General features: G+C 71.6%; 19 protein-coding genes and 1 tRNA gene. 11 read left to right on the forward strand and 9 right to left on the reverse strand.

From position 1 onward, the window contains the following. Positions 1-181 precede the first annotated feature (181 nt). Positions 182-676, reverse strand: a complete 495-nt coding sequence (locus M2302_RS08660; protein WP_280837386.1) for an SMI1/KNR4 family protein — start codon at positions 674-676, stop codon at positions 182-184. Between the two features lie 307 nt (positions 677-983). On the opposite strand from M2302_RS08660, the gene M2302_RS08665 reads away from it, so the two are divergent. After that, positions 984-1,391 (forward strand): DUF805 domain-containing protein, encoded by a 408-nt coding sequence (locus tag M2302_RS08665; protein WP_280837387.1) that lies wholly within the window; start codon positions 984-986, stop codon positions 1,389-1,391. A 342-nt stretch (positions 1,392-1,733) separates the two neighbouring features. Here the strand turns inward: M2302_RS08665 and M2302_RS08670 are convergent, their stop codons facing one another. Continuing rightward, complete coding sequence (locus tag M2302_RS08670) at positions 1,734-1,982, reverse strand: flavin reductase (protein ID WP_280837388.1); 249 nt, start codon at positions 1,980-1,982, stop codon at positions 1,734-1,736. Continuing rightward, on the reverse strand, positions 1,979-2,224 hold the full coding sequence (locus tag M2302_RS08675) for a hypothetical protein (protein ID WP_280837389.1): 246 nt from the start codon (positions 2,222-2,224) through the stop codon (positions 1,979-1,981). Before M2302_RS08675 ends, M2302_RS08670 begins: the two co-directional genes overlap by 4 nt. Before the next feature lie 196 nt (positions 2,225-2,420). Between M2302_RS08675 and M2302_RS08680 the strand changes: the two genes are divergently transcribed. From M2302_RS08680 to M2302_RS08700, 5 genes are all read left to right on the forward strand, one after another. Next, positions 2,421-3,188, forward strand: coding sequence for a helix-turn-helix transcriptional regulator (locus tag M2302_RS08680; protein WP_280837390.1), 768 nt, complete (start codon positions 2,421-2,423; stop codon positions 3,186-3,188). After that, entirely contained in the window at positions 3,179-3,370 is a 192-nt protein-coding gene (locus M2302_RS08685) for a DUF397 domain-containing protein (RefSeq protein WP_280837391.1), read from the forward strand. Before M2302_RS08680 ends, M2302_RS08685 begins: the two co-directional genes overlap by 10 nt. A 163-nt stretch (positions 3,371-3,533) precedes the next feature. Next, complete coding sequence (locus tag M2302_RS08690; RefSeq protein ID WP_280837392.1) at positions 3,534-4,148, forward strand: hypothetical protein; 615 nt, start codon at positions 3,534-3,536, stop codon at positions 4,146-4,148. Then, positions 4,145-4,675 carry a hypothetical protein gene (locus M2302_RS08695; protein ID WP_280837393.1) on the forward strand — a complete coding sequence of 177 codons (531 nt, stop codon included), beginning with the start codon at positions 4,145-4,147 and terminating at the stop codon, positions 4,673-4,675. Before M2302_RS08690 ends, M2302_RS08695 begins: the two co-directional genes overlap by 4 nt. 105 nt (positions 4,676-4,780) lie before the next feature. Further along, positions 4,781-7,366 (forward strand): hypothetical protein, encoded by a 2,586-nt coding sequence (locus M2302_RS08700; protein WP_280837394.1) that lies wholly within the window; start codon positions 4,781-4,783, stop codon positions 7,364-7,366. A 177-nt stretch (positions 7,367-7,543) separates the two neighbouring features. Here the strand turns inward: M2302_RS08700 and M2302_RS08705 are convergent, their stop codons facing one another. The 3 genes from M2302_RS08705 to M2302_RS08715 all read right to left on the reverse strand — a co-directional run bounded on the left by M2302_RS08705 (position 7,544) and on the right by M2302_RS08715 (position 11,802). Next, positions 7,544-8,950, reverse strand: coding sequence for a hypothetical protein (locus tag M2302_RS08705; RefSeq protein ID WP_280837395.1), 1,407 nt, complete (start codon positions 8,948-8,950; stop codon positions 7,544-7,546). Between the two features lie 243 nt (positions 8,951-9,193). Further along, positions 9,194-10,828, reverse strand: a complete 1,635-nt coding sequence (locus M2302_RS08710; protein WP_280837396.1) for an FG-GAP and VCBS repeat-containing protein — start codon at positions 10,826-10,828, stop codon at positions 9,194-9,196. A gap of 176 nt (positions 10,829-11,004) precedes the next feature. After that, entirely contained in the window at positions 11,005-11,802 is a 798-nt protein-coding gene (locus M2302_RS08715; RefSeq protein ID WP_280837397.1) for a DUF3152 domain-containing protein, read from the reverse strand. Positions 11,803-11,963: 161 nt separating this feature from the next. Here M2302_RS08715 and M2302_RS08720 point away from each other — a divergent pair, with 161 nt between their 5' ends. Further along, complete coding sequence (locus M2302_RS08720; RefSeq protein ID WP_280837398.1) at positions 11,964-12,467, forward strand: SigE family RNA polymerase sigma factor; 504 nt, start codon at positions 11,964-11,966, stop codon at positions 12,465-12,467. After that, complete coding sequence (locus tag M2302_RS08725) at positions 12,464-13,195, forward strand: hypothetical protein (protein ID WP_280837399.1); 732 nt, start codon at positions 12,464-12,466, stop codon at positions 13,193-13,195. The genes M2302_RS08720 and M2302_RS08725 overlap by 4 nt, the downstream gene beginning before the upstream one ends. Positions 13,196-13,259: 64 nt before the next feature. Here M2302_RS08725 and M2302_RS08730 read toward each other — a convergent pair. Further along, a tRNA-Ser gene (locus M2302_RS08730) sits at positions 13,260-13,346 on the reverse strand. A gap of 75 nt (positions 13,347-13,421) precedes the next feature. Between M2302_RS08730 and deoD the strand changes: the two genes are divergently transcribed. The 3 genes from deoD to M2302_RS08745 all read left to right on the forward strand — a co-directional run bounded on the left by deoD (position 13,422) and on the right by M2302_RS08745 (position 15,357). Further along, complete coding sequence (gene deoD / locus M2302_RS08735; protein ID WP_280837400.1) at positions 13,422-14,129, forward strand: purine-nucleoside phosphorylase; 708 nt, start codon at positions 13,422-13,424, stop codon at positions 14,127-14,129. Between the two features lie 125 nt (positions 14,130-14,254). Further along, positions 14,255-14,893, forward strand: coding sequence for a TetR/AcrR family transcriptional regulator (locus M2302_RS08740; RefSeq protein WP_280837401.1), 639 nt, complete (start codon positions 14,255-14,257; stop codon positions 14,891-14,893). Then, a complete protein-coding gene (locus M2302_RS08745) occupies positions 14,890-15,357 on the forward strand; it encodes a thioesterase family protein (protein ID WP_280837402.1) in 468 nt (155 codons plus the stop codon). The genes M2302_RS08740 and M2302_RS08745 overlap by 4 nt, the downstream gene beginning before the upstream one ends. 54 nt (positions 15,358-15,411) lie before the next feature. On the opposite strand, the gene M2302_RS08750 is transcribed toward M2302_RS08745, so the two are convergent. Together M2302_RS08750 and M2302_RS08755 are read right to left on the reverse strand one after the other, a co-directional pair. Then, positions 15,412-15,867, reverse strand: coding sequence for a nucleoside deaminase (locus M2302_RS08750; RefSeq protein WP_280837429.1), 456 nt, complete (start codon positions 15,865-15,867; stop codon positions 15,412-15,414). A gap of 208 nt (positions 15,868-16,075) precedes the next feature. Then, positions 16,076-16,603 (reverse strand): tRNA adenosine deaminase-associated protein, encoded by a 528-nt coding sequence (locus M2302_RS08755; RefSeq protein WP_280837403.1) that lies wholly within the window; start codon positions 16,601-16,603, stop codon positions 16,076-16,078. Positions 16,604-16,691 lie beyond the last annotated feature (88 nt).

Here is a 16,691-nt window from a genome sequence, read left to right on the forward strand (position 1 = left end):
GGTGTGATCGACGGTATGCGGGGCCAGGGTCGGCGATCGCGGCCGGGCCGTCCTGGGGTGGCAGCCAATCGAGCAGCCAAGCCGGCGAGCAGAGGCGAACGATCACGTACACGGGCAGCCGGCCGACCAGGGACAGCACACGCGGGAGCAGGAGTTAAGGAGCCGACTCGTAATGCGCGAGTCAGTTGTCCACGTCGTACTCGGATTCGTTGACGAGGCCTGTCACGAAGTTCTCGAAGTCGGGGGCGAGGACCCTGATCTGGTAGTTCCACTCCTGGTCGACGTGTACGACGGCCGGCTCACCGGGCGAGCGGTAGTCGAGGGCGATCATGTCGTGACCCGCCGACGGGCAGTCGGCGATGTAGATGCCGATGTCGGGGTAGCCCCATTCCGCTACCCAGAACGCGCTGCCGAGCTCGCCGCAGAGGCTGAACCGAGCAGTTCGACCGATCGCCGCCAGTGTGTACACACCGACGTGGTCCTCAGCCCAGGATGTTCGGCTGGGTGCAGAGTGGGCGTCACGGGCGAGGGAGCCGCCGTTGTGTCGCCGGGACAGGTCGACGTACGCGGCGGGCAGCTGGTGCCCGAGCTCCGCCTCCACAGCCCGCAGAACCTCGTCGGTGAGGGGGTCCTCCAGCGGGCCGGATGCGTCGAAGACAGTTGCGGGATCGAGCACGGGTCGACAGTAGCCGGTTGGCCCCAGTTCAAGTCGCCTCGGCAAGATCGTCGGGCACAAGGCGGACACAAGTGACGCCGACAAGGGCTGTCAACCGCTGTACGGCAGGGGAAGAGCTCGCGGAGGTCAGGCTGCCGATCCGCCCGATTGGAGTTGATCAGGAGCACGCCGGAGGGGTTCAGGGTTCAAGTCCCAGGCCCAACCGGGCGGGGGCAGCCGAACGGCCATTGACCGCCCGCCGGGCGTCTGCTTGGCTGCGTCGCAGTTGACCTTGCAGGTCTCAATCTCTCACTGCGCTGGAGAATGTATGTCCCCCGTTGATGCCATCAAATCCGTCCTTTCCCAGTACGCCGGCTTTGGCGGTCGAGCTCGCCGGTCCGAGTACTGGTGGTTCGTCCTCTTCACCCTGATCCTCAGCATCGTCGCCGGAATTCTGGACGGCGCGCTGGGGACCAACATCGGGTCAGACCCGAGCTCTACCGGCGTCATCGGGCTCATCGTCAGCTTGGCCCTGCTGCTGCCGACCCTGGCCGTTGCCGTGCGGCGACTTCACGACACCGACCGCTCGGGCTGGTGGCTGTTGATCGGACTCGTGCCTCTCGTGGGGAGCATCGTCCTGCTCGTGTTCTTCGTGAAGGACGGTACTCGGGGAAGTAACCGGTACGGTGCCGACCCGAAGGACGCTCCGCACGCCGCCGCCCCCAGCATGGCCTGACAGGGCCGATTGAGTGGCTGCTTGCTAGAGCTAAGCCAGCCCAGGAAGCCCATGCCGGCGGTTGACAGCGCACGACTGTCGCCGCCGGCGCCACTCATCGGTCTTTTGGCCAGCGCGAGCAACTGTGGTCGGCCACAGACGAGGTCATCCGACTAGGTCCCGCCTGGTGCCAGCGCCACTGCTCGGTACGGCTACAGACCTCGGCGAAAGCGCAGCGACAGACTTGGAAAGCGCGTTGGGTTAACACCCTCACGAGTTCGAATCTCGTATCCTCCGCTCGACAGAGCGACACGAAGGGCCGGCCCCCGCACGGGGCCGGCCCTTCGTCGTACGCGAGAAAGGTCACCCGCGGGCGCGGGCCCAGGAGACGAACCGGTCAGTCAGGCCCGCCGGGGATGCACTGGGGCCGGAACCGGCCAATTCTTCGGCGGCCTCGGCCTGAAGGGTCGCCAGGTAGACGGTGAGCGCGGCCCGGTCGTGGCGGTACTCGGCGAGCAGCCGCAGCTTCGCCGCCGAGCAGGGCCAGGCGATGCCGCACGCCTGGCAGCGCCAGGTGGGTCGGGTGGGGACGTGCTCCCGGCGGCGGCTCACCGCGACGGCACCTCGACGGCGACGGCCCGGTCGACCCGGACGAACGCGAAACGCTGGCGGATGCGGAGCGTCCCGTCCGGGTTCACCTCGTGGCCGCGCAGCTCGGCCCAGAGCGCCCCCTCGAACCGGCCGACGCTCAGCACCTCGGTGATCCACAGGGTCAGCGGGCCCTTGCCGAAGCGGTACCCGTCGGCCGGGACGCGGATCGTGGCGCCGATGGCGACGCGGGTCGTGGACGGCATGGGCGGGGCCTCCTTCGCGGTGGAGGGGGCCGCCCCGCCTCCCCGTCGAGGCGGCCCCTGACTGACGCCGGCCGCCGGGCTGGATCACCTCCACCGGCCGCGCCGTCCTCTGCGACCACCCTTCCGCGCGTCACCGGACAGGTATACCGCGTAGCTATATGGTCGGCGGATATTCGAGACATCCGATGGAGGGGCCGTGAACGACGCGCTACGGGCGGCGCTGAGCGACACCGGGCACACCACCGAATCCCTCGCCGAACGCGTCGGCGTCGACCCGAAGACGGTCGCGCGCTGGCTGACCGAGGGCCGCATCCCGCACCCTCGGCACCGCTTCACGGCGGCCGAAGCCCTCGGCCGGGACGTAGCGGACATATGGCCGGACACATCGAGACGTCGGGATCCGATCTGGTTCCGCCCCTGGCAGGAGATCGAGCGCGAGGCGGTATCGCTGCGGTCGTATGAATCGGTCGTGCTGCCCGGCCTCCTTCAGACCGAGGAGTACGCCCGTGCGGTGCTCGCGGGCGCCGGCCAGCTTCCCCGGGGCGACGTGGAACGGCATCTGGCGGCCCGGCTCGCCCGCCAGGGCATCCTCCGGCGGGACGACCCGCCGCAGTTCACGGCCGTCGTCGACGAGGCGGTCCTCCGCCGGCCGGTCGGGGGCCGGGCGACCATGCACGAGCAACTACGGGCCCTGGTCACGGCGTGCGCCGAGCCGCACATCCGGGTACACGTCGTGCCGTCCACGGTGGGCGCCTACGCGGGCCTCAACGGGCCCTTCGTGATCGCCACCAGCCACGACCACCGGATCGCCGGCTACCTCGACAACCAACTCCAGGGACAAGTGGTTAGCGACCCGGAGGACATCGCGGCCATGATGGCAGCGTGGGAGAACGTGCGCGGCGAGGCCTTGTCCCACTGGCAATCAGTCGATCTCATCACGGAAGTGGCGGAGACATGGACTTGAACAACGCGCGGTGGCGCAAGAGCAGCCGCAGCAGCGGCAACGGCGGCAACTGCATAGAGGTCGCCGACAACCTGCCCGGCATCGTCGGCGTACGCGACTCGAAGGACCCGACCGGACCGGCGCTCGTCTTCGCGCCGGCAGCCTGGCGCGCCTTCGTCGCCCGGGTCACCGAGCGGGCCTGACCCGAGCGCGACCGGGAGCGCCCCGGCCCCGACGGGGACGGGGCTCCGACCGACACGGGGCGGATGGCCGACGATCCGGCGGGTACCGTCCGGTGATCTGCGGCGGCACCGGATCCGTCGTACACATGTTCCATCCACAGGCTGTGGATGCCGGAGGGCTCGGATGAGTTACCAGCTCAGCGCCGTCGTCGCGGACGTGGAGCTGCTCCGTGAGCAGACCGCCGAGCTGGACCACGCCGTCCTCGCCGCGCTCCGCCAGGACTTCGCGCTGCTGCCGGTGACCCCGCAACTCGTGCAGGAGCTGACCGGCGCGCTGCCCGATTTCGCCACCGACGAGCCGAGCGCGGAGCAGCCGTTCCAGTTGCTCCTCTCGCCGGCGTTGACGGAGTTGCTGGCCCGCTGGTCGCGGCGGGGACCGGTGGCGTACCTGGAGGCGGAGTTCGCCGGGGGCCTCGGCTACCAGTCGGCGGTGGTGTGGCTGGGTGGCGAGGTGAGCTGGGGGCCGCGGGTCGACCGGCTCCTCGACGGGCCGCGTGCCGAGTGGCCGATTAACGCGGCGCTGGCCCGGTTGGGCGCCGAACCCGGCCCGTGGATCGACCCCTTCGCCGAGCTGGGTCTGCACCTGGAGCGGCACACCGACGGCTGGCTGGTCCACGGACGGCGGGGCCTGTCCGCCGACTACTGGGACGAGCTGGCCGAGGAGTGGGAATACCGGCAATCCGGCCAGGAGCAGCAACCTGAGCGGCCCGGTTCCGTTGGGGACTGGGGGATTCCATGAAATTGCGACAATTCGTATTCATTGCCACGCTGCTGACGGCTGCCTCGATCTCGGGGAGCGGCGTCCGTCCACAGGGGCCGGACGCTGCGGCCCGCCCGGTCGGCGTCACCGAGGTGGTCCACCTGAGCGGCCTGGCCGAGATCGAGTTCGGCGACACCGAGCAGGAGCTGACCCGCCGTGGCGTGCTGCGCGCCGAGGTCGACGCCTGCGGGCCGACGCTGGCCGGGCACGGGGCGGCCAGCCCGATCTTCGTGGACGACCGCCTGGTGCTGCTCTGGCTGGACGACCCGATGAGCACACCCGAGGGGATCACCGTCGGCACGGCGGTCGAGGAGGTGCTGACCAGCTACCCGGAGGCGGTCCGGCTCGACGCTCCACAGCGGACGTACCGGTTCGACGGGCTGCTCGCCCGCGACGGCGACCGGGCGTACCTCTTTCTGCACGACGGCACCTCGGTTCGGGAGATCATCGCCGGGTACGCCGACTGGGCCCGCCGCCTCTTCGACGAGGGCTACGGCCCCTGCTGACCAGCGGCACCGACGGCATGTAAGGCGGATTGTCGAAGATCCGCTTCCGTGGAATCATCTCCTCGCCCGCGGGGTCGCCGCGCGGCATCTCATGGGGGAGTTGATGTGAGAACAACCCTGTCCGCCTGCCTCGAGAACCGGCCGAGCAGGGGAGTCCCCCGGATCGCGCTGGTCGCCGCGGCCGTGCTGACCGTCCCGGCGTTCCTGGTAGGACCGTCCGCCGCAGGTGTCAGCGGGACGACGCCGACCGCGGCCACCGCCCGTTCGTCCACCGCCACCGCGCCCACCGGAGCCGTCTCCCCGGTGTCGTCGCCGGCCGCCACCGCGACCGCCCGGGCATCGTCGCCGACCGCCTCGGCCCGCGCCGCATCCCCCACCCCCACGCCCACGGCGTCGTCGACGGCGATGGCGGCCGGGCTGACCACGGAGCAGACCCGTACCCGGTCGGCCACCATCACCCCGGCGCCCCGGAAACCCCGCTCGTTCTGCGGCGGCAAGCTGACCTTCGGCACCGTCAACACCTGCAGGCTGATCATCGGCCAGGCGCAGGACACCTGGACGCTCACCACGACCGCCGACTCGGACGTGCTGTACCTCCAGGTTGTGGAGATGTCCGGGGTCAGCCTCACCATCCGGGTGAACCACCAGGACGGCTGGAAGGCCTGCGAGCTCAGCGCCTACCACGAATACCTCGAGCAGTGCCGGCTCGGCCCTGCCGGCGCCTACACGCTCACGGTCAGCATCAAGGGCGGCAGCGGGAAGGGGGCCTACACCCTTTCGACCGAGTCGAGGCGGACGCCGTCAACCTGCGGGCAACTGCCGGCGGACGCCTTCTCGTGGGCGTCGGCAGGAATCAGCGGCACCCTCTCGGCCGGGTCGGCCGCTCGGTGCTTCACGTTCGACCAGCCCATCGGCAGCAAGCTGTTCATCGCCGAGCCGCACGAGCGTGATCGCACCGGCCTGCGGGCGGAAATCACGGACGCGCGCCACCAGTGGCTCTGTGAGTCCCACTACGCCGACTTCGACTGCACGCTGAGCTCGGCCGGGCCGTACCGGATCTTCATCCAGCACATCGACGGCAAGGCGACGGCGTACAACCTCAGGCTGCCGCGCATCTCCCAGGCGGTCGGCTGTCCGACGCTGCCGCTGGCCCCGTTCGGCGACCCGGGCGCGGCCGTCGGCCGGGGCCGGCTGGAGCCGTACGAGCGGGCCTGCCACTCGTTCACCACCACGACCGCCACTCAGGTCATGGTCCGCATAAGCCCGTCCTCCCTGGACTGGAGACTGTACGACGACGCCGGGCGGTACATCTGCGACCAGGGTTCGGTGGAGTACTGCAACCTGCCTGCCGCGGGGCGGTACACGCTGCTGCCGTGGAGCGGCAGTTACTCCACGGCCCGGGACTACCAGGTGGCGGTGACCCCGCTGCACCGCGTCGACGGGTGCGGGGCGAGCACCGGCACCTCCTGGGACCAGCCGACCCTGCAGGTGCGGCTGACCTCACCGGTGCAGGCCACCTGTCATCCGTTCCAGGGGAGGGCCGGCGACCGGGTCGTCGCGTACACCGGGCCGGTCGAGACGGTCGAGTGGCTGGTCGACCAGAGCGGTAACCGGATCTGCACCAACTGGTCCCCCCGGGACGGCGGCTGCGTGCTTCCGGCCGACGGCACCTACCGGATGATCTGGACTCCGTCGCGGTGGGTCTCCGACAGCCTCGACCCGACGTACCAGGTGCAGATCCGGCGGCTCACCGACGCCGCCGGCTGCCCCACCCTCGTGCCCGGGGGCTACGACGCCGCGCCGGAACTGACCGGCATCCGCTGCCGCGCGGTGGAGATCGCGGAGGCCGGCGACTACCGGCTGCGCACCGTCAGCGCGAACAACAACGCCGTGTCGAGCTGGATGTACGACCGCGAGGGCCAAAGGGTCTGCCTCCCCGGCCGCTGCTCCCTCCCCACCGCCGGCCGGTACACCCTGGTGTTCGAGCCGCAGGGCGTGGTCGAGAACCACGTCGAGCACGCCGCCGCGCTCCTGCCCTGGGTGCCGACGGGCTGTGCCACGGTGTCGGACACCGGCTGGCGGGACGCGCCGCACCGGAGCGAGTTCCAGGTCGCCGGGCAGGTCAACTGCCTCCAGCTGACCAGCCCGGCCGGCTCCCGGGTCGTGCGGTCGGAGCCGGTCGAAGGTTTCGCAGACAGGCGGACGGAGACCAGGGTGGTGGACGCCACCGGCACCGAAGTGTGCGACTGGCCGAACACGACCAGCTGCGCACTGATCGGGCAGGCACCCTTCTTCGCCCTGATCCACGGCGTCATCAACAAGCCCACCGCCACGTACGCGATGACCTTCTCCCGGGTCGACGGGCCGCCCGCCTGCCCGGTGCTCACCAGGGCCGTCGAGACCGCGGTGACCACCGGGGCGGACCGGTTCGTGGTGTGCTTCTCGATCCCGGCCGACCAGCACGCTGCGATGGAGAGCTTCACCTGGAAGCGCACCGCCGGCACCGGAGCCGCCGACGTGTCGGTCTTCGACAGCCAAGGCCGCTGGAGTTGCGGCCGGACCGGACTCGAAATCGAAGGGACGCGCACCTGCAGCCTGCCGGACGGGCCCGTCACGGTGCTGCTCGAGACGGACGGGAAGGATGCCACGTACCGGCTCACCCACCGGGACGCCAGCGCCCCGACCACGTGATCATCGGTGGGCCGGCCCTGCAGGGCCGGCCCACCAGCGAGGCCGCACACACGGAGAACGCCCGGCCGATCCGCGAGGATCGACCGGGCGTTTCCGCATTTCACGAGCGATGGCGGCAGAACCTGCCGGTGGTCGCCGCCTGGGCGGTCACCGTCGCGGCGCGAACCCGGTCGCGGGTTACCGCGTCGTCGCGGTGGTGAACAGGGAGACCTGCACCGTGACGGACCGGCTGGACGCCAGGTGGCCGGCGTCGCCGGGGAAGGTGACGGTGTAGGTGTTGGCCCCACCGAACCGCGGGGTGTCGGTGAAGGAGAACGTCCCGTTCGCGGTGGTCGTGACGCTCGGCAGGACGTGGGTGCCGAAGCGGTCCCGCTTCGCCACCTGCAAGGTCCACGGCGACGACACGGCGGCACCGGTGAACGCCAGCTTGCCGGTGACCGTGATCTTCGTCCGGTAGGTACTCGCCGGCGCCGACAGGGTGAGCGAGGACTCGGCCTTCGTGAAGTCGGTCAGCAGCCGCAGGGTGGGGTTCTGCCCGGTGTGGTCGGTGGTGACGGCGTAGAGCGTGCCGTTGTCGGCGCTGACGGCGAGGCCCTGCCGCTCGACGTGCGTGTCCGTCGGCAGCTTGTAGCTGCGCACCAGGGTCCCGTCGAGCCGCTCGACCCGGATCGTCGAGGACGTCTCCGCCGACCTGTTCGTGTTGGCGACGATCACGAAGGAGCCGTTCGGGGACGTCGTCACGGCGGTCGGCCAGGTGCCGGACGGGTACCCGCCCGCCGCCGACAGGTCCGTCGTCGAGAACCCCACGTGCTGGGTGGCGGCCGCCGTCTGGTCGCCGTTCAGAAATGAACAGCCCAGGATCACCCTGCTCGCGTCGGGGGTCAGCGCGGCGTCGTGCAGACCGGTGCAGGTGTCCGACGGCATGGACGCGACCAGCGCAGGAGTACCGGACGAGACGTCGTACACGGTCGCTCTGCCCGAGGAGGGGGTGGTGACGGAGGACTGGTCCGCCACGAACAGCAGATCCGGATCGGCCGGGCTGCTCCGCAGCAACGGGGGCCGGACGAACGTGCCGTTGAGCGGCAGGCCGAGGGCCACGACCGGCGCCACTCCGCGCAGGTCGAGCGAGCCCAGCAGGCCCTTGCCGTACGTGCAGCCGTACCCGAAGTAGAGCTTCCCGCCGGCGGGGGCCAGCCAGGTGGGACAGGTGCCGGCGCCGATGCTGTAGCGGCGTGTCTCGGTCAGCGTCCTGGTGTCGATCGCGGCGATGGCGCCCGCCTGGATGAGCGCCACGTACAGCGTCGCCCCGTCCGGGCTCAGCGCCATGCCGGAGGCGTCCGGCAGGTTCGCGATCGTCGTCTGCGAACCGCCCGCCAGGTCCGTCACCCGCACGCCCGACCCCGTCCGCCCAGGGCTGAAGAAGAGATGCCCGCGCGCCGAGTCGACGACCATCTGCGCGTACGTCCCGATGCCGAGCCCGACCGTGCTGTCGGCGTGCGCCACGCCGGAGCTCAGCGGCGATGCGACGCCGAGCGTCGCGCCGAGCGCCACGACCATGAGGCGTGCCAGCTGCTTGACCCGCACGTCCCACCCCCTTGAGACCAAAATCCACGGTTACGTGCGGAGCAAGCTTAGGGGTAGGCACAGCTCGGCGAGGCCCCCCGGCACTGCCGGGACGCTACCGAGCCGAAGGCAGGAAGACCGGCCTGCCGGATCAGTTGACCTGTTCGTGGTGACGGCAGTCGTGGATGGGACGACGGGACCGGAATGACGAAACGCCCGGCCGCTCGCGGGGAGCTGCCGGGCGCTGTCGTGCGGGAAGGGGCGTCAGTTCCTTCCGCCGCCGCCCTGCGGTCCGGCGACCTGGCTGCCGTAGTGCATGGGCCAGATCCGCTCGGTACGCAGGCTCGCGCCGCTCCACGAGACGAACTGCGGTACGAGCCCGCCGGCGGAGCCGTGGAACGGGACCATCGAACCGGACGCGTACCCGACGGTGTCGCCGGCCACCTCCTCCCCGGTCGACGTCACGACGGCGTCCAGCGGGCCGGTGCCGTTGAGGTTCAACACCGCGACCGACGCGCCGAACTTGTCACCGCGCTCGACCGTGCCCGGGATGTTCGGGTGGTTCTGGTCGAACGCTTGGGCGCCGCTGCCGGTGATGCCCGAGGCGGAGCCCTTGAGCAGGGTGACCACCCCGCCCTCGTCGGTCGGGCCGACCTCCTCGCCGGGCGAGCCGACCAGCACGTCCGCCCTCCCGTCGCCGGTCACGTCGCCGGTCGCGAGCGACGCGCCGAAGCGGTCGTAGCCCTCGGGCTCCCCCGGCACCCCGGCGGTGCGCTGTGTGACGATCCGGACCGCACTGCCGGACAGGCCGGCGGTCCGCCCCGTGAAGACCGCGATCAGGCCGCCGTAGATGTCCGGCGTCTGGGCGCCGGGCGCGCCGGCGACGACCTCGCCCAGCCCGTCGCCGTTCACGTCGCCGATGGCCAGCGTCTCGCCCAGGTTCCAGGCGATGGTGTCGGGATGGCCGGTCGCGGCGTGCACCGCCGCTCCGGTGGACGAGGTGGCGCCGGTGGACGACACGCCACTCGGCGAACCCCACATCAGGGTGACCATGCCGCTGCCACCCCAGAACGTGCCTTCGTTCTCGCGAAGCGCGCCGATCACCAAATCGTTGTAGCGGTTGTTGTTGACCTTCCCGATCGCCAACGAGAAGCCGAAGTAGTCGTCGCGCTCGGCCGCGCCCGGCACCCCGGCCTGATCCTGTTGGAGGTGCTGGGCACCGGTGGCCGTCAGGCCGGTCGCCCCACCGAAGAGGACGGTGACCGCGCCGGCGCCCGGCTTGCCCCCGATCCCCTCCCCGTACGCGCCGATGGCGAGGTCCTCGCGGCCGTCCCCGTTGATGTCGCCGGCCGCCAGCGTGGCACCGAACCGGTCCTGGTTCTCCGCAGCGTCCGGAACACCCGGTGAACTCTGGTTGAAGTGCTTCGCCGCATCGACCACCAGGCCGGCACTGCTACCCGGGATGACCCAGACCCCGCCGGCATGGGTCTTGTTTCCCGGATCCAACTCGTCCATGGCGCCGATCGCGAGGTCGTCGTACCGGTCGCCGTTGAAGTCCCCGGCGGCGAGCGCCCACCCGAAGGCAGTGCTACCGCTTTCCGGCGTCGCGGCACCGATGAGGTAGTCGACCTGCGGCGCGGACGAGTACCGCACCACGACCACGCCGGTCGCCCCGTACGGCAGGTTGGTGTTCAACGGGTCGCCGGTAGCGGCGATGTCGTCGACGCCGTCGCCGTCGAAGTCGGAACGGGTACCACCGGTCCCCCGCATCGGCGTGGTCGCCTTCGCCACCCGGTGGTGCTGCAGCACGACGCCTTCCCGCGTGATGACTCGCACGTCGTCCGACGCCTGCGCGGGGGCACCCACCGCCAGACCGGCCAGCACGGCCACCAGCGACACACTCGTAATTCTTCGAACCACCAAAACCCCCGATCGTGGTCAACTGCCCCGACACCGTAGAGGGATGGAAGATCGGCGATAACTGGGCGAACGGGCAGGCTGACCGTCGACCGGCCGGCACCGTCCGCCAATCGGTCGATGCGCGGGCGACAGCGACGCGAAGGCGCGGGTCGTGTTCAGCCGAGCCGGCCTCGGTCGCGGGGCGGTACGGGGTCGTCGTAGGCGCCCGGCGGACCGGTGTAGCGCTCACCGTCGAGGTACGGCAGGGCGTTCGCGGTGCAGCCGTGCAGGCCCAGCGACTGCTGCTGCATCACCGGTGCCGGTCGGCCCCGACCCGGGCACCGCTCGTGACCCATGCCGAGCCGGTGCCCGACCTCGTGGTTGATCATGTACCGCCGGTAGGTGGCGAGGCGCGCGCCATAGTGCGGCACTCCTTTGACCCAGCGCGCCACGTTGAGCACGACCCGGTCTCCGTTGCGGCAGGAGGTGTAGCCGTCGTGCAGGTCCTGGCACAGCTTGTCGCGAGTACCTGGGGTGGCCAGGTAGATGGTGAAGTCGGCCGGCTGACCCCAGCCAACCCGGCGCAGCCGCAGCGTCCCGCCCGCGGTCCACCCCTGCGGGTCGTTCAACGTCCTGCTGACCTCCGCCGCGAACTCGGTCACCGGCAGGCCCTGGATGTCGCGCTCCACCGCCACCCGGTAGCGCAGCAGCCGCCCGGTCCCGCCAGGGGCCGGCGTTTCCGCGGCGGCGCGGTGCCACCGGTTGCCGCCGTCCGCCGGATAGCCGATGGCGGCGGCTCGTGGCCGGGGGGTCACCGGTGGCGGCGCGGGGGTGGTGGCGTCCGCCCCGGCGGCCGGGGCGGGTGGCTGACCAAGCGCCGGTCGCGTGCAGCCGGTCGCCGCGCTGAGCAGCAGGGCTGCCAGCGACAGTGCCGCGCCGACGGCGCGGGTCCGACCCGTAGTCTTCGTTGTCATGCGTCTCCCCTCGCTGCGCAGCGCCGGCCGGTCGTGCGCAGCGAGGAGGACGGGTGACCCGGCCAGAAAGTTGGTCTCGCGCGGACTCAACCTTTCACCCGTCCCACCCGTCCTGTCCGTCGTGGGATGCGCGAACGGCGGGCGATGCGGGCAGGGTGGGCATGGCCCGGGGTGATGCGGAGTTCGTCGAGTTCGCCCGGGCGGCGTCCGGTCGACTGGTACACGCCGCCTTCCTGATCACCGGCGACCACCACCAGGCCGAGGACGCGGCGCAGACCGCGCTGGTCCGCACCTACGCGTCGTGGTCCCGGGTCCGCGACAGCGACGCCTACGGATACGCCCGGACCGTGATGGTCAACCATCTCGTCGACAGCTGGCGGCGCCCGATCCGCGAGTACCCCAGCGAGGAGATCCCGGAGCAACCTCGAAGCGACGTCGCGGACGAGGTCGCCACCCGACGCTGGCTGCTCGGCATCCTCGGCACGCTCAGCCCGCGCGAGCGCGCCATCGTCGTCCTGCGTTACTACTTCGATCTGCCGGAGCTGCAGGTGGCCCACGAACTCGACGTCTCGGTCGGGACGGTCAAGAGCACCAGTTCCCGCGCCCTGGAGAAGCTGCGCAAGGCCGGCACCGGGGCGCCGGCGACCCACGGGGCGCGCCGATGAACGAGACGGACCAGCTCCGGCAGGCCATGCGGGCGACCGAACGGACCGGGCGGGACGCCCTCGACCTGACCACGATCATGCGCGAGGGTCGCCGCCTGCGTCGCCGCCGGCGGCTCGCCGGCCCCGGCGCGGCGGCGTTCGTGCTTGCGGTGGTCGCCGGCGTCACGGCCGCTGTGCAGCAGGCCGGCCCGCCGGATCCCGAGCGGCCGGATGCGCCGGCCGTCACCGCACCTGCCGTCCACCCCTCGGCGGACCCCACACCGAGCCCGGAAGAGCCGCCACCGGTCCCGGTCGGTCGCGTGGTGGACAGCGGGATCCGGTACGGCGCCGACGAGCGGGTCTTCTACTTCGTCGCCGTCGACCTACCCGACGTACCCGGGGTGACGATCGGACTGGTCGCCGGCCGCCGCGCCGCCGACGGCAGGCTGACCTCGGACTTCCTGGTCAACGACGTCGAGGGCAACGATCGCCGCCCCGGATTCCACGAGATCGGCTACGACCAGTCGGGATCCGGCCCGGACCGCAACCCGGTGCCCACCTTCGGATACTTCGTCGGTCCTGCGAAGCGCATCGTCGGCACCGTCGACGGCCGTCAGATCGACGCCCGGCTGGCGAAGTGGAGTGCGGACCCGGAGGTGGTGATCTTCTGGTTCGACCCGCGGCAACTGGCTCCCGGGGTGCGCCTGGACGGCATCGTCGCCGACGACGCGCAGGGCCGGAGGCTCTGAGAGCCGAAAGCGGAACGCCCGGCCGATCCTCGCGGATCGACCGGGCGTCCTCGCTGTTCACGAGCGGTGGCGGCGGGATTTGAACCCGCGGAGGGGTTGCCCCCTCACACGCTTTCGAGGCGTGCTCCTTAGGCCACTCGGACACGCCACCGCCGACGAGGGTACAGGACCGCCGGTCTGGATGCCGAACCGGTATGCCCGCCTCCGGCCTGGCAGGATCTTTGCCATGAGTACGCACATCGGCGCGAAGCCGGGAGAGATCGCCGAGCGGGTCCTGATGCCGGGCGACCCGCTGCGGGCCAAGTGGATCGCGGAGACCTACCTCGAGGACGCCACGTGCTACTCGACGGTCCGGGGCATGCTGGGCTTCACCGGCCGGTGGAACGGCGTGCCGGTCTCCGTCCAGGGCTCCGGCATGGGCATGCCGTCCGCCTCCATCTACGCCCACGAGCTGGTCAACGAGTACGGCGTGAAGACCCTGATCCGGGTCGGCTCCTGCGGCGCCCTGACCGAGGACCTCCAGCTGCGCGACGTGGTCGCGGCGATCGGGTCCTCCACCGACTCGAACATGAACCGGATGCGGTTCGACGGGCTGATCGACTACGCCCCGGTCGCCGACTTCGGGCTGCTGCGTACCTCGGTCGAGGTGGCCGAGCGGCGCGGCATCAGCATGCGGGTCGGGCCGATCCTGGCGGCGGACGCCTTCTACACCGACCGGCCGGACCTCTACGACAGCCTGGCCGACTACGGCGTGCTGGCGGTGGAGATGGAGTCGGCGGCGCTCTACACGATCGCCGCCCGGTTCAAGGCGCGGGCGCTGACCATCCTGACCGTCAGCGACCACATCAAGACCGGCGAGAAGACCACCGCCGAGGAGCGCGAGCAGACCTTCAGCCAGATGGTCGAGATCGCCCTGGACACCGCCATCGCCTGACTTTCCCCTCCTTTCTCGGCGCCCCGTCATCCGCACCGGATGGCGGGGCGTCGCCGTATTCGGAGTGAGCACCGTCACCGACCCAAACAATACGACCGGTCGTGCTTTTTGGTTAGCCTCTCCCCATGACAGTCGACGGACGCGTCGCCCGCGGCGACCGGACCCGGGCCGCCGCGCTGGACGCCGCGGTGGTGCTGGCCACCGAGGTCGGACTGCACGGGCTCTCGCTCGCGCAGCTCGCCGACACGCTCGGGGTGAGCAAGTCCGGCCTGTTCGCGCACTGGCGCTCCAAGGAGACGCTCCAGCTCGCCACCGTCGACCGGGCGGTGGAGCAGTGGCAGGAGCGGATCATCGACCCGGCGCTGCGCGCCCCCCGGGGCGTCCGGCGGCTCTGGGCGCTGCACCAGGCCCGGATCGACTTCTACGCCGCCCGGGTGCTCCCCGGCGGCTGCTTCTTCGCCAGCACCGACTTCGAGTACAACGCCCGACCCGGCCCGGTCCGGGACCGGCTCGCCGAGGTGTTCGGCCGCTGGACCGCGTTCCTCGAACACCTCGTCGGGGAGGCGGTCGCCGCCGGCGAACTCCCCGTCGACACCGACGTCCCGCAGTTGGCGTACGAGATCGACGCGCTCGGAATCGCCGCCGCACTGCGCTCCCGGCTGCTGGACCCCGACACCGCCTACCGGCACGCCCGCCAGGGCCTGCTGCACCGCCTGCGGGCCTTGTGCCCCGATCCGACCCTGCTACCGGAAGGCCTCTCATGAGCCACGCCCTCGCCGCCCCCTCCGCCGTCGAGTACGGCCACGTTGAGCACGTCAGCGTGTACTTCGACGACCTCGACGCCTTCGGGATCCTGCACAACTCCCGGTACGTGGTGCTGCTGGAGCGGGCCCTGACCGCCTACTGGGCCGAGCGGGGCGTCTCCTACCAGGGCGGGCAGCGCAGCGCGCCGGACACCTTCCACGCGGTCCGCGAGTTCACCATCACCTACCGCGCCCCGATCGCGGCCACCGGGCCGGTGGCGGTGCACTTCTGGCTCGAACACTTCGGCACCAGCAGCGCCGAGTACGCCTACCAGTTCCGCTCGCTCGACGGCAGCATCGTGCACGCCGAGGGCCGGCGGGCGATCGTCCGGCTCGACCCGGCGACCCTGCGACCCACCCCGTGGACCGAGACCGGCCGCGCGGTGGCCGCGAACCTGCTCCGCCCCGCCCCGACCCCGGCCTGACCGGCCCACGGGCCACGGGCCTGAGCGGGCCGAGGGTGCCGGGTCGGCGGGCGGTCAGCGGAAGAAGGCGCGCAGCAGGGCGGCGCTCTCGGACTCCAGGACGCCGCCGTAGACCTCCGGCCGGTGGTTGAGCCGGCGGTCACGCAGCACGTCCCAGAGCGAGCCGGCCGCGCCGGTCTTGGGCTCCCAGGCGCCGAAGACCACGGTGGACACCCGGGCCAGGATCAGCGCGCCCGCGCACATCGTGCAGGGCTCCAGGGTGACCACCAGCGTGCAGCCGTCGAGCCGCCAGCGGCCGAGCCGCTCGGCGGCCCGGCGCAGCGCCAGCACCTCCGCGTGCGCGGTCGGGTCACCGGTCAGCTCGCGCTCGTTGCGCCCGATCGACAGCTCGGTCCCGTCCGGGCCGTAGAGCACGGCGCCGACCGGGATGTCGTCGGCCGCGTCCGCGCCGTCGGCGCCGGGGGCGGGCGTGTCCGGGCCGGTGACGGCGACCTCCAGCGCGCGGCGCATCCACAGTTCGTGCCGCTGCCGGCGGCCCGCCCCGTCCGGGTCGGCCAGCCCCTCGTCCGCGCCGGGCCCGACCCGACCGACGGCGCCCGGGGTCGGCTGCCCCCGGCGTACGGTCTCCAGCGCCGGGTCGGTCGAGTCGACCGGCTCGGCGGCGCCGGCCTGCGGCGAACCGCCGCCCGACAGGGCGGCTCCGTCGCCGGACGGCGGGTCAGACCTCACGCAGTTCCTCGACCTCGTCGGCGCACCCGAGCACCTGGCACACCTCGGCCGTGACATCGGCCGGGAGCATCCCCTCGTGGGCGCAGAGCCGGAGCAGCTTCTGGGCGGAGATGCCCAGGTCGGCGAGGATGTCCGCGTCGCCGACCGGGTCCGCCTCGGGGTCGACCGCCGGCTGCTCGCTCTCCTCGGTCCCGGCGGCGGACGGCCGGGGCTCCTCGCTCTCCTCCAGCCCGGTGACCGAGGTCTTCAGGTCACCGACGAGCAGCGCGCCCAGCCGGGACTCCTCGGCGTACGCGGAGTCGGAGCCGAAGATCCGCAGGTCCTCTCCCTCGTCCAGGCGCAGGATCACCAGGTAGGCGTCGTCCGCCTCGACGAAGAGCAGCGACAGGTCGGCGTCGGGCTCGACGTCGCGCAGCCGGTCGGCGACCTCGTCGATGTCGGAGGCGCCCCGTAGGTTCACCTCGGCGGCGCTCCACTCGCCCTCGTCGCGCACCACGGCGGCAGCGAAGTACGACACGGTCCCCCCAAAGGCCTCGGCACAGCACGCCGACTCGTTACGCGATGCACGTTAACCGGTCGCGTCGGCAGGCGACCGGTCAACGCCC

It is taken from the genome of Micromonospora sp. A200 (assembly GCF_029893845.1).
GTDB lineage: Bacteria > Actinomycetota > Actinomycetes > Mycobacteriales > Micromonosporaceae > Micromonospora > Micromonospora purpureochromogenes.

Excerpts from the sequence above, each read along its gene's own strand:
- M2302_RS08725 (WP_280837399.1), top strand. The coding sequence starts at position 12,464 with ATGAACGAGACGGACCAGCTCCGGCAGGCCATGCGGGCGACCGAACGG.
- M2302_RS08675 (WP_280837389.1), bottom strand. The coding sequence starts at position 2,224 with ATGCCGTCCACGACCCGCGTCGCCATCGGCGCCACGATCCGCGTCCCG.
- M2302_RS08740 (WP_280837401.1), top strand. The coding sequence starts at position 14,255 with ATGACAGTCGACGGACGCGTCGCCCGCGGCGACCGGACCCGGGCCGCC.
- M2302_RS08750 (WP_280837429.1), bottom strand. The coding sequence starts at position 15,867 with ATGCGCCGCGCGCTGGAGGTCGCCGTCACCGGCCCGGACACGCCCGCC.
- M2302_RS08690 (WP_280837392.1), top strand. The coding sequence starts at position 3,534 with ATGAGTTACCAGCTCAGCGCCGTCGTCGCGGACGTGGAGCTGCTCCGT.
- M2302_RS08685 (WP_280837391.1), top strand. The coding sequence starts at position 3,179 with ATGGACTTGAACAACGCGCGGTGGCGCAAGAGCAGCCGCAGCAGCGGC.
- M2302_RS08695 (WP_280837393.1), top strand. The coding sequence starts at position 4,145 with ATGAAATTGCGACAATTCGTATTCATTGCCACGCTGCTGACGGCTGCC.
- M2302_RS08720 (WP_280837398.1), top strand. The coding sequence starts at position 11,964 with ATGGCCCGGGGTGATGCGGAGTTCGTCGAGTTCGCCCGGGCGGCGTCC.
- M2302_RS08665 (WP_280837387.1), top strand. The coding sequence starts at position 984 with ATGTCCCCCGTTGATGCCATCAAATCCGTCCTTTCCCAGTACGCCGGC.
- deoD (WP_280837400.1), top strand. The coding sequence starts at position 13,422 with ATGAGTACGCACATCGGCGCGAAGCCGGGAGAGATCGCCGAGCGGGTC.
- M2302_RS08745 (WP_280837402.1), top strand. The coding sequence starts at position 14,890 with ATGAGCCACGCCCTCGCCGCCCCCTCCGCCGTCGAGTACGGCCACGTT.
- M2302_RS08715 (WP_280837397.1), bottom strand. The coding sequence starts at position 11,802 with ATGACAACGAAGACTACGGGTCGGACCCGCGCCGTCGGCGCGGCACTG.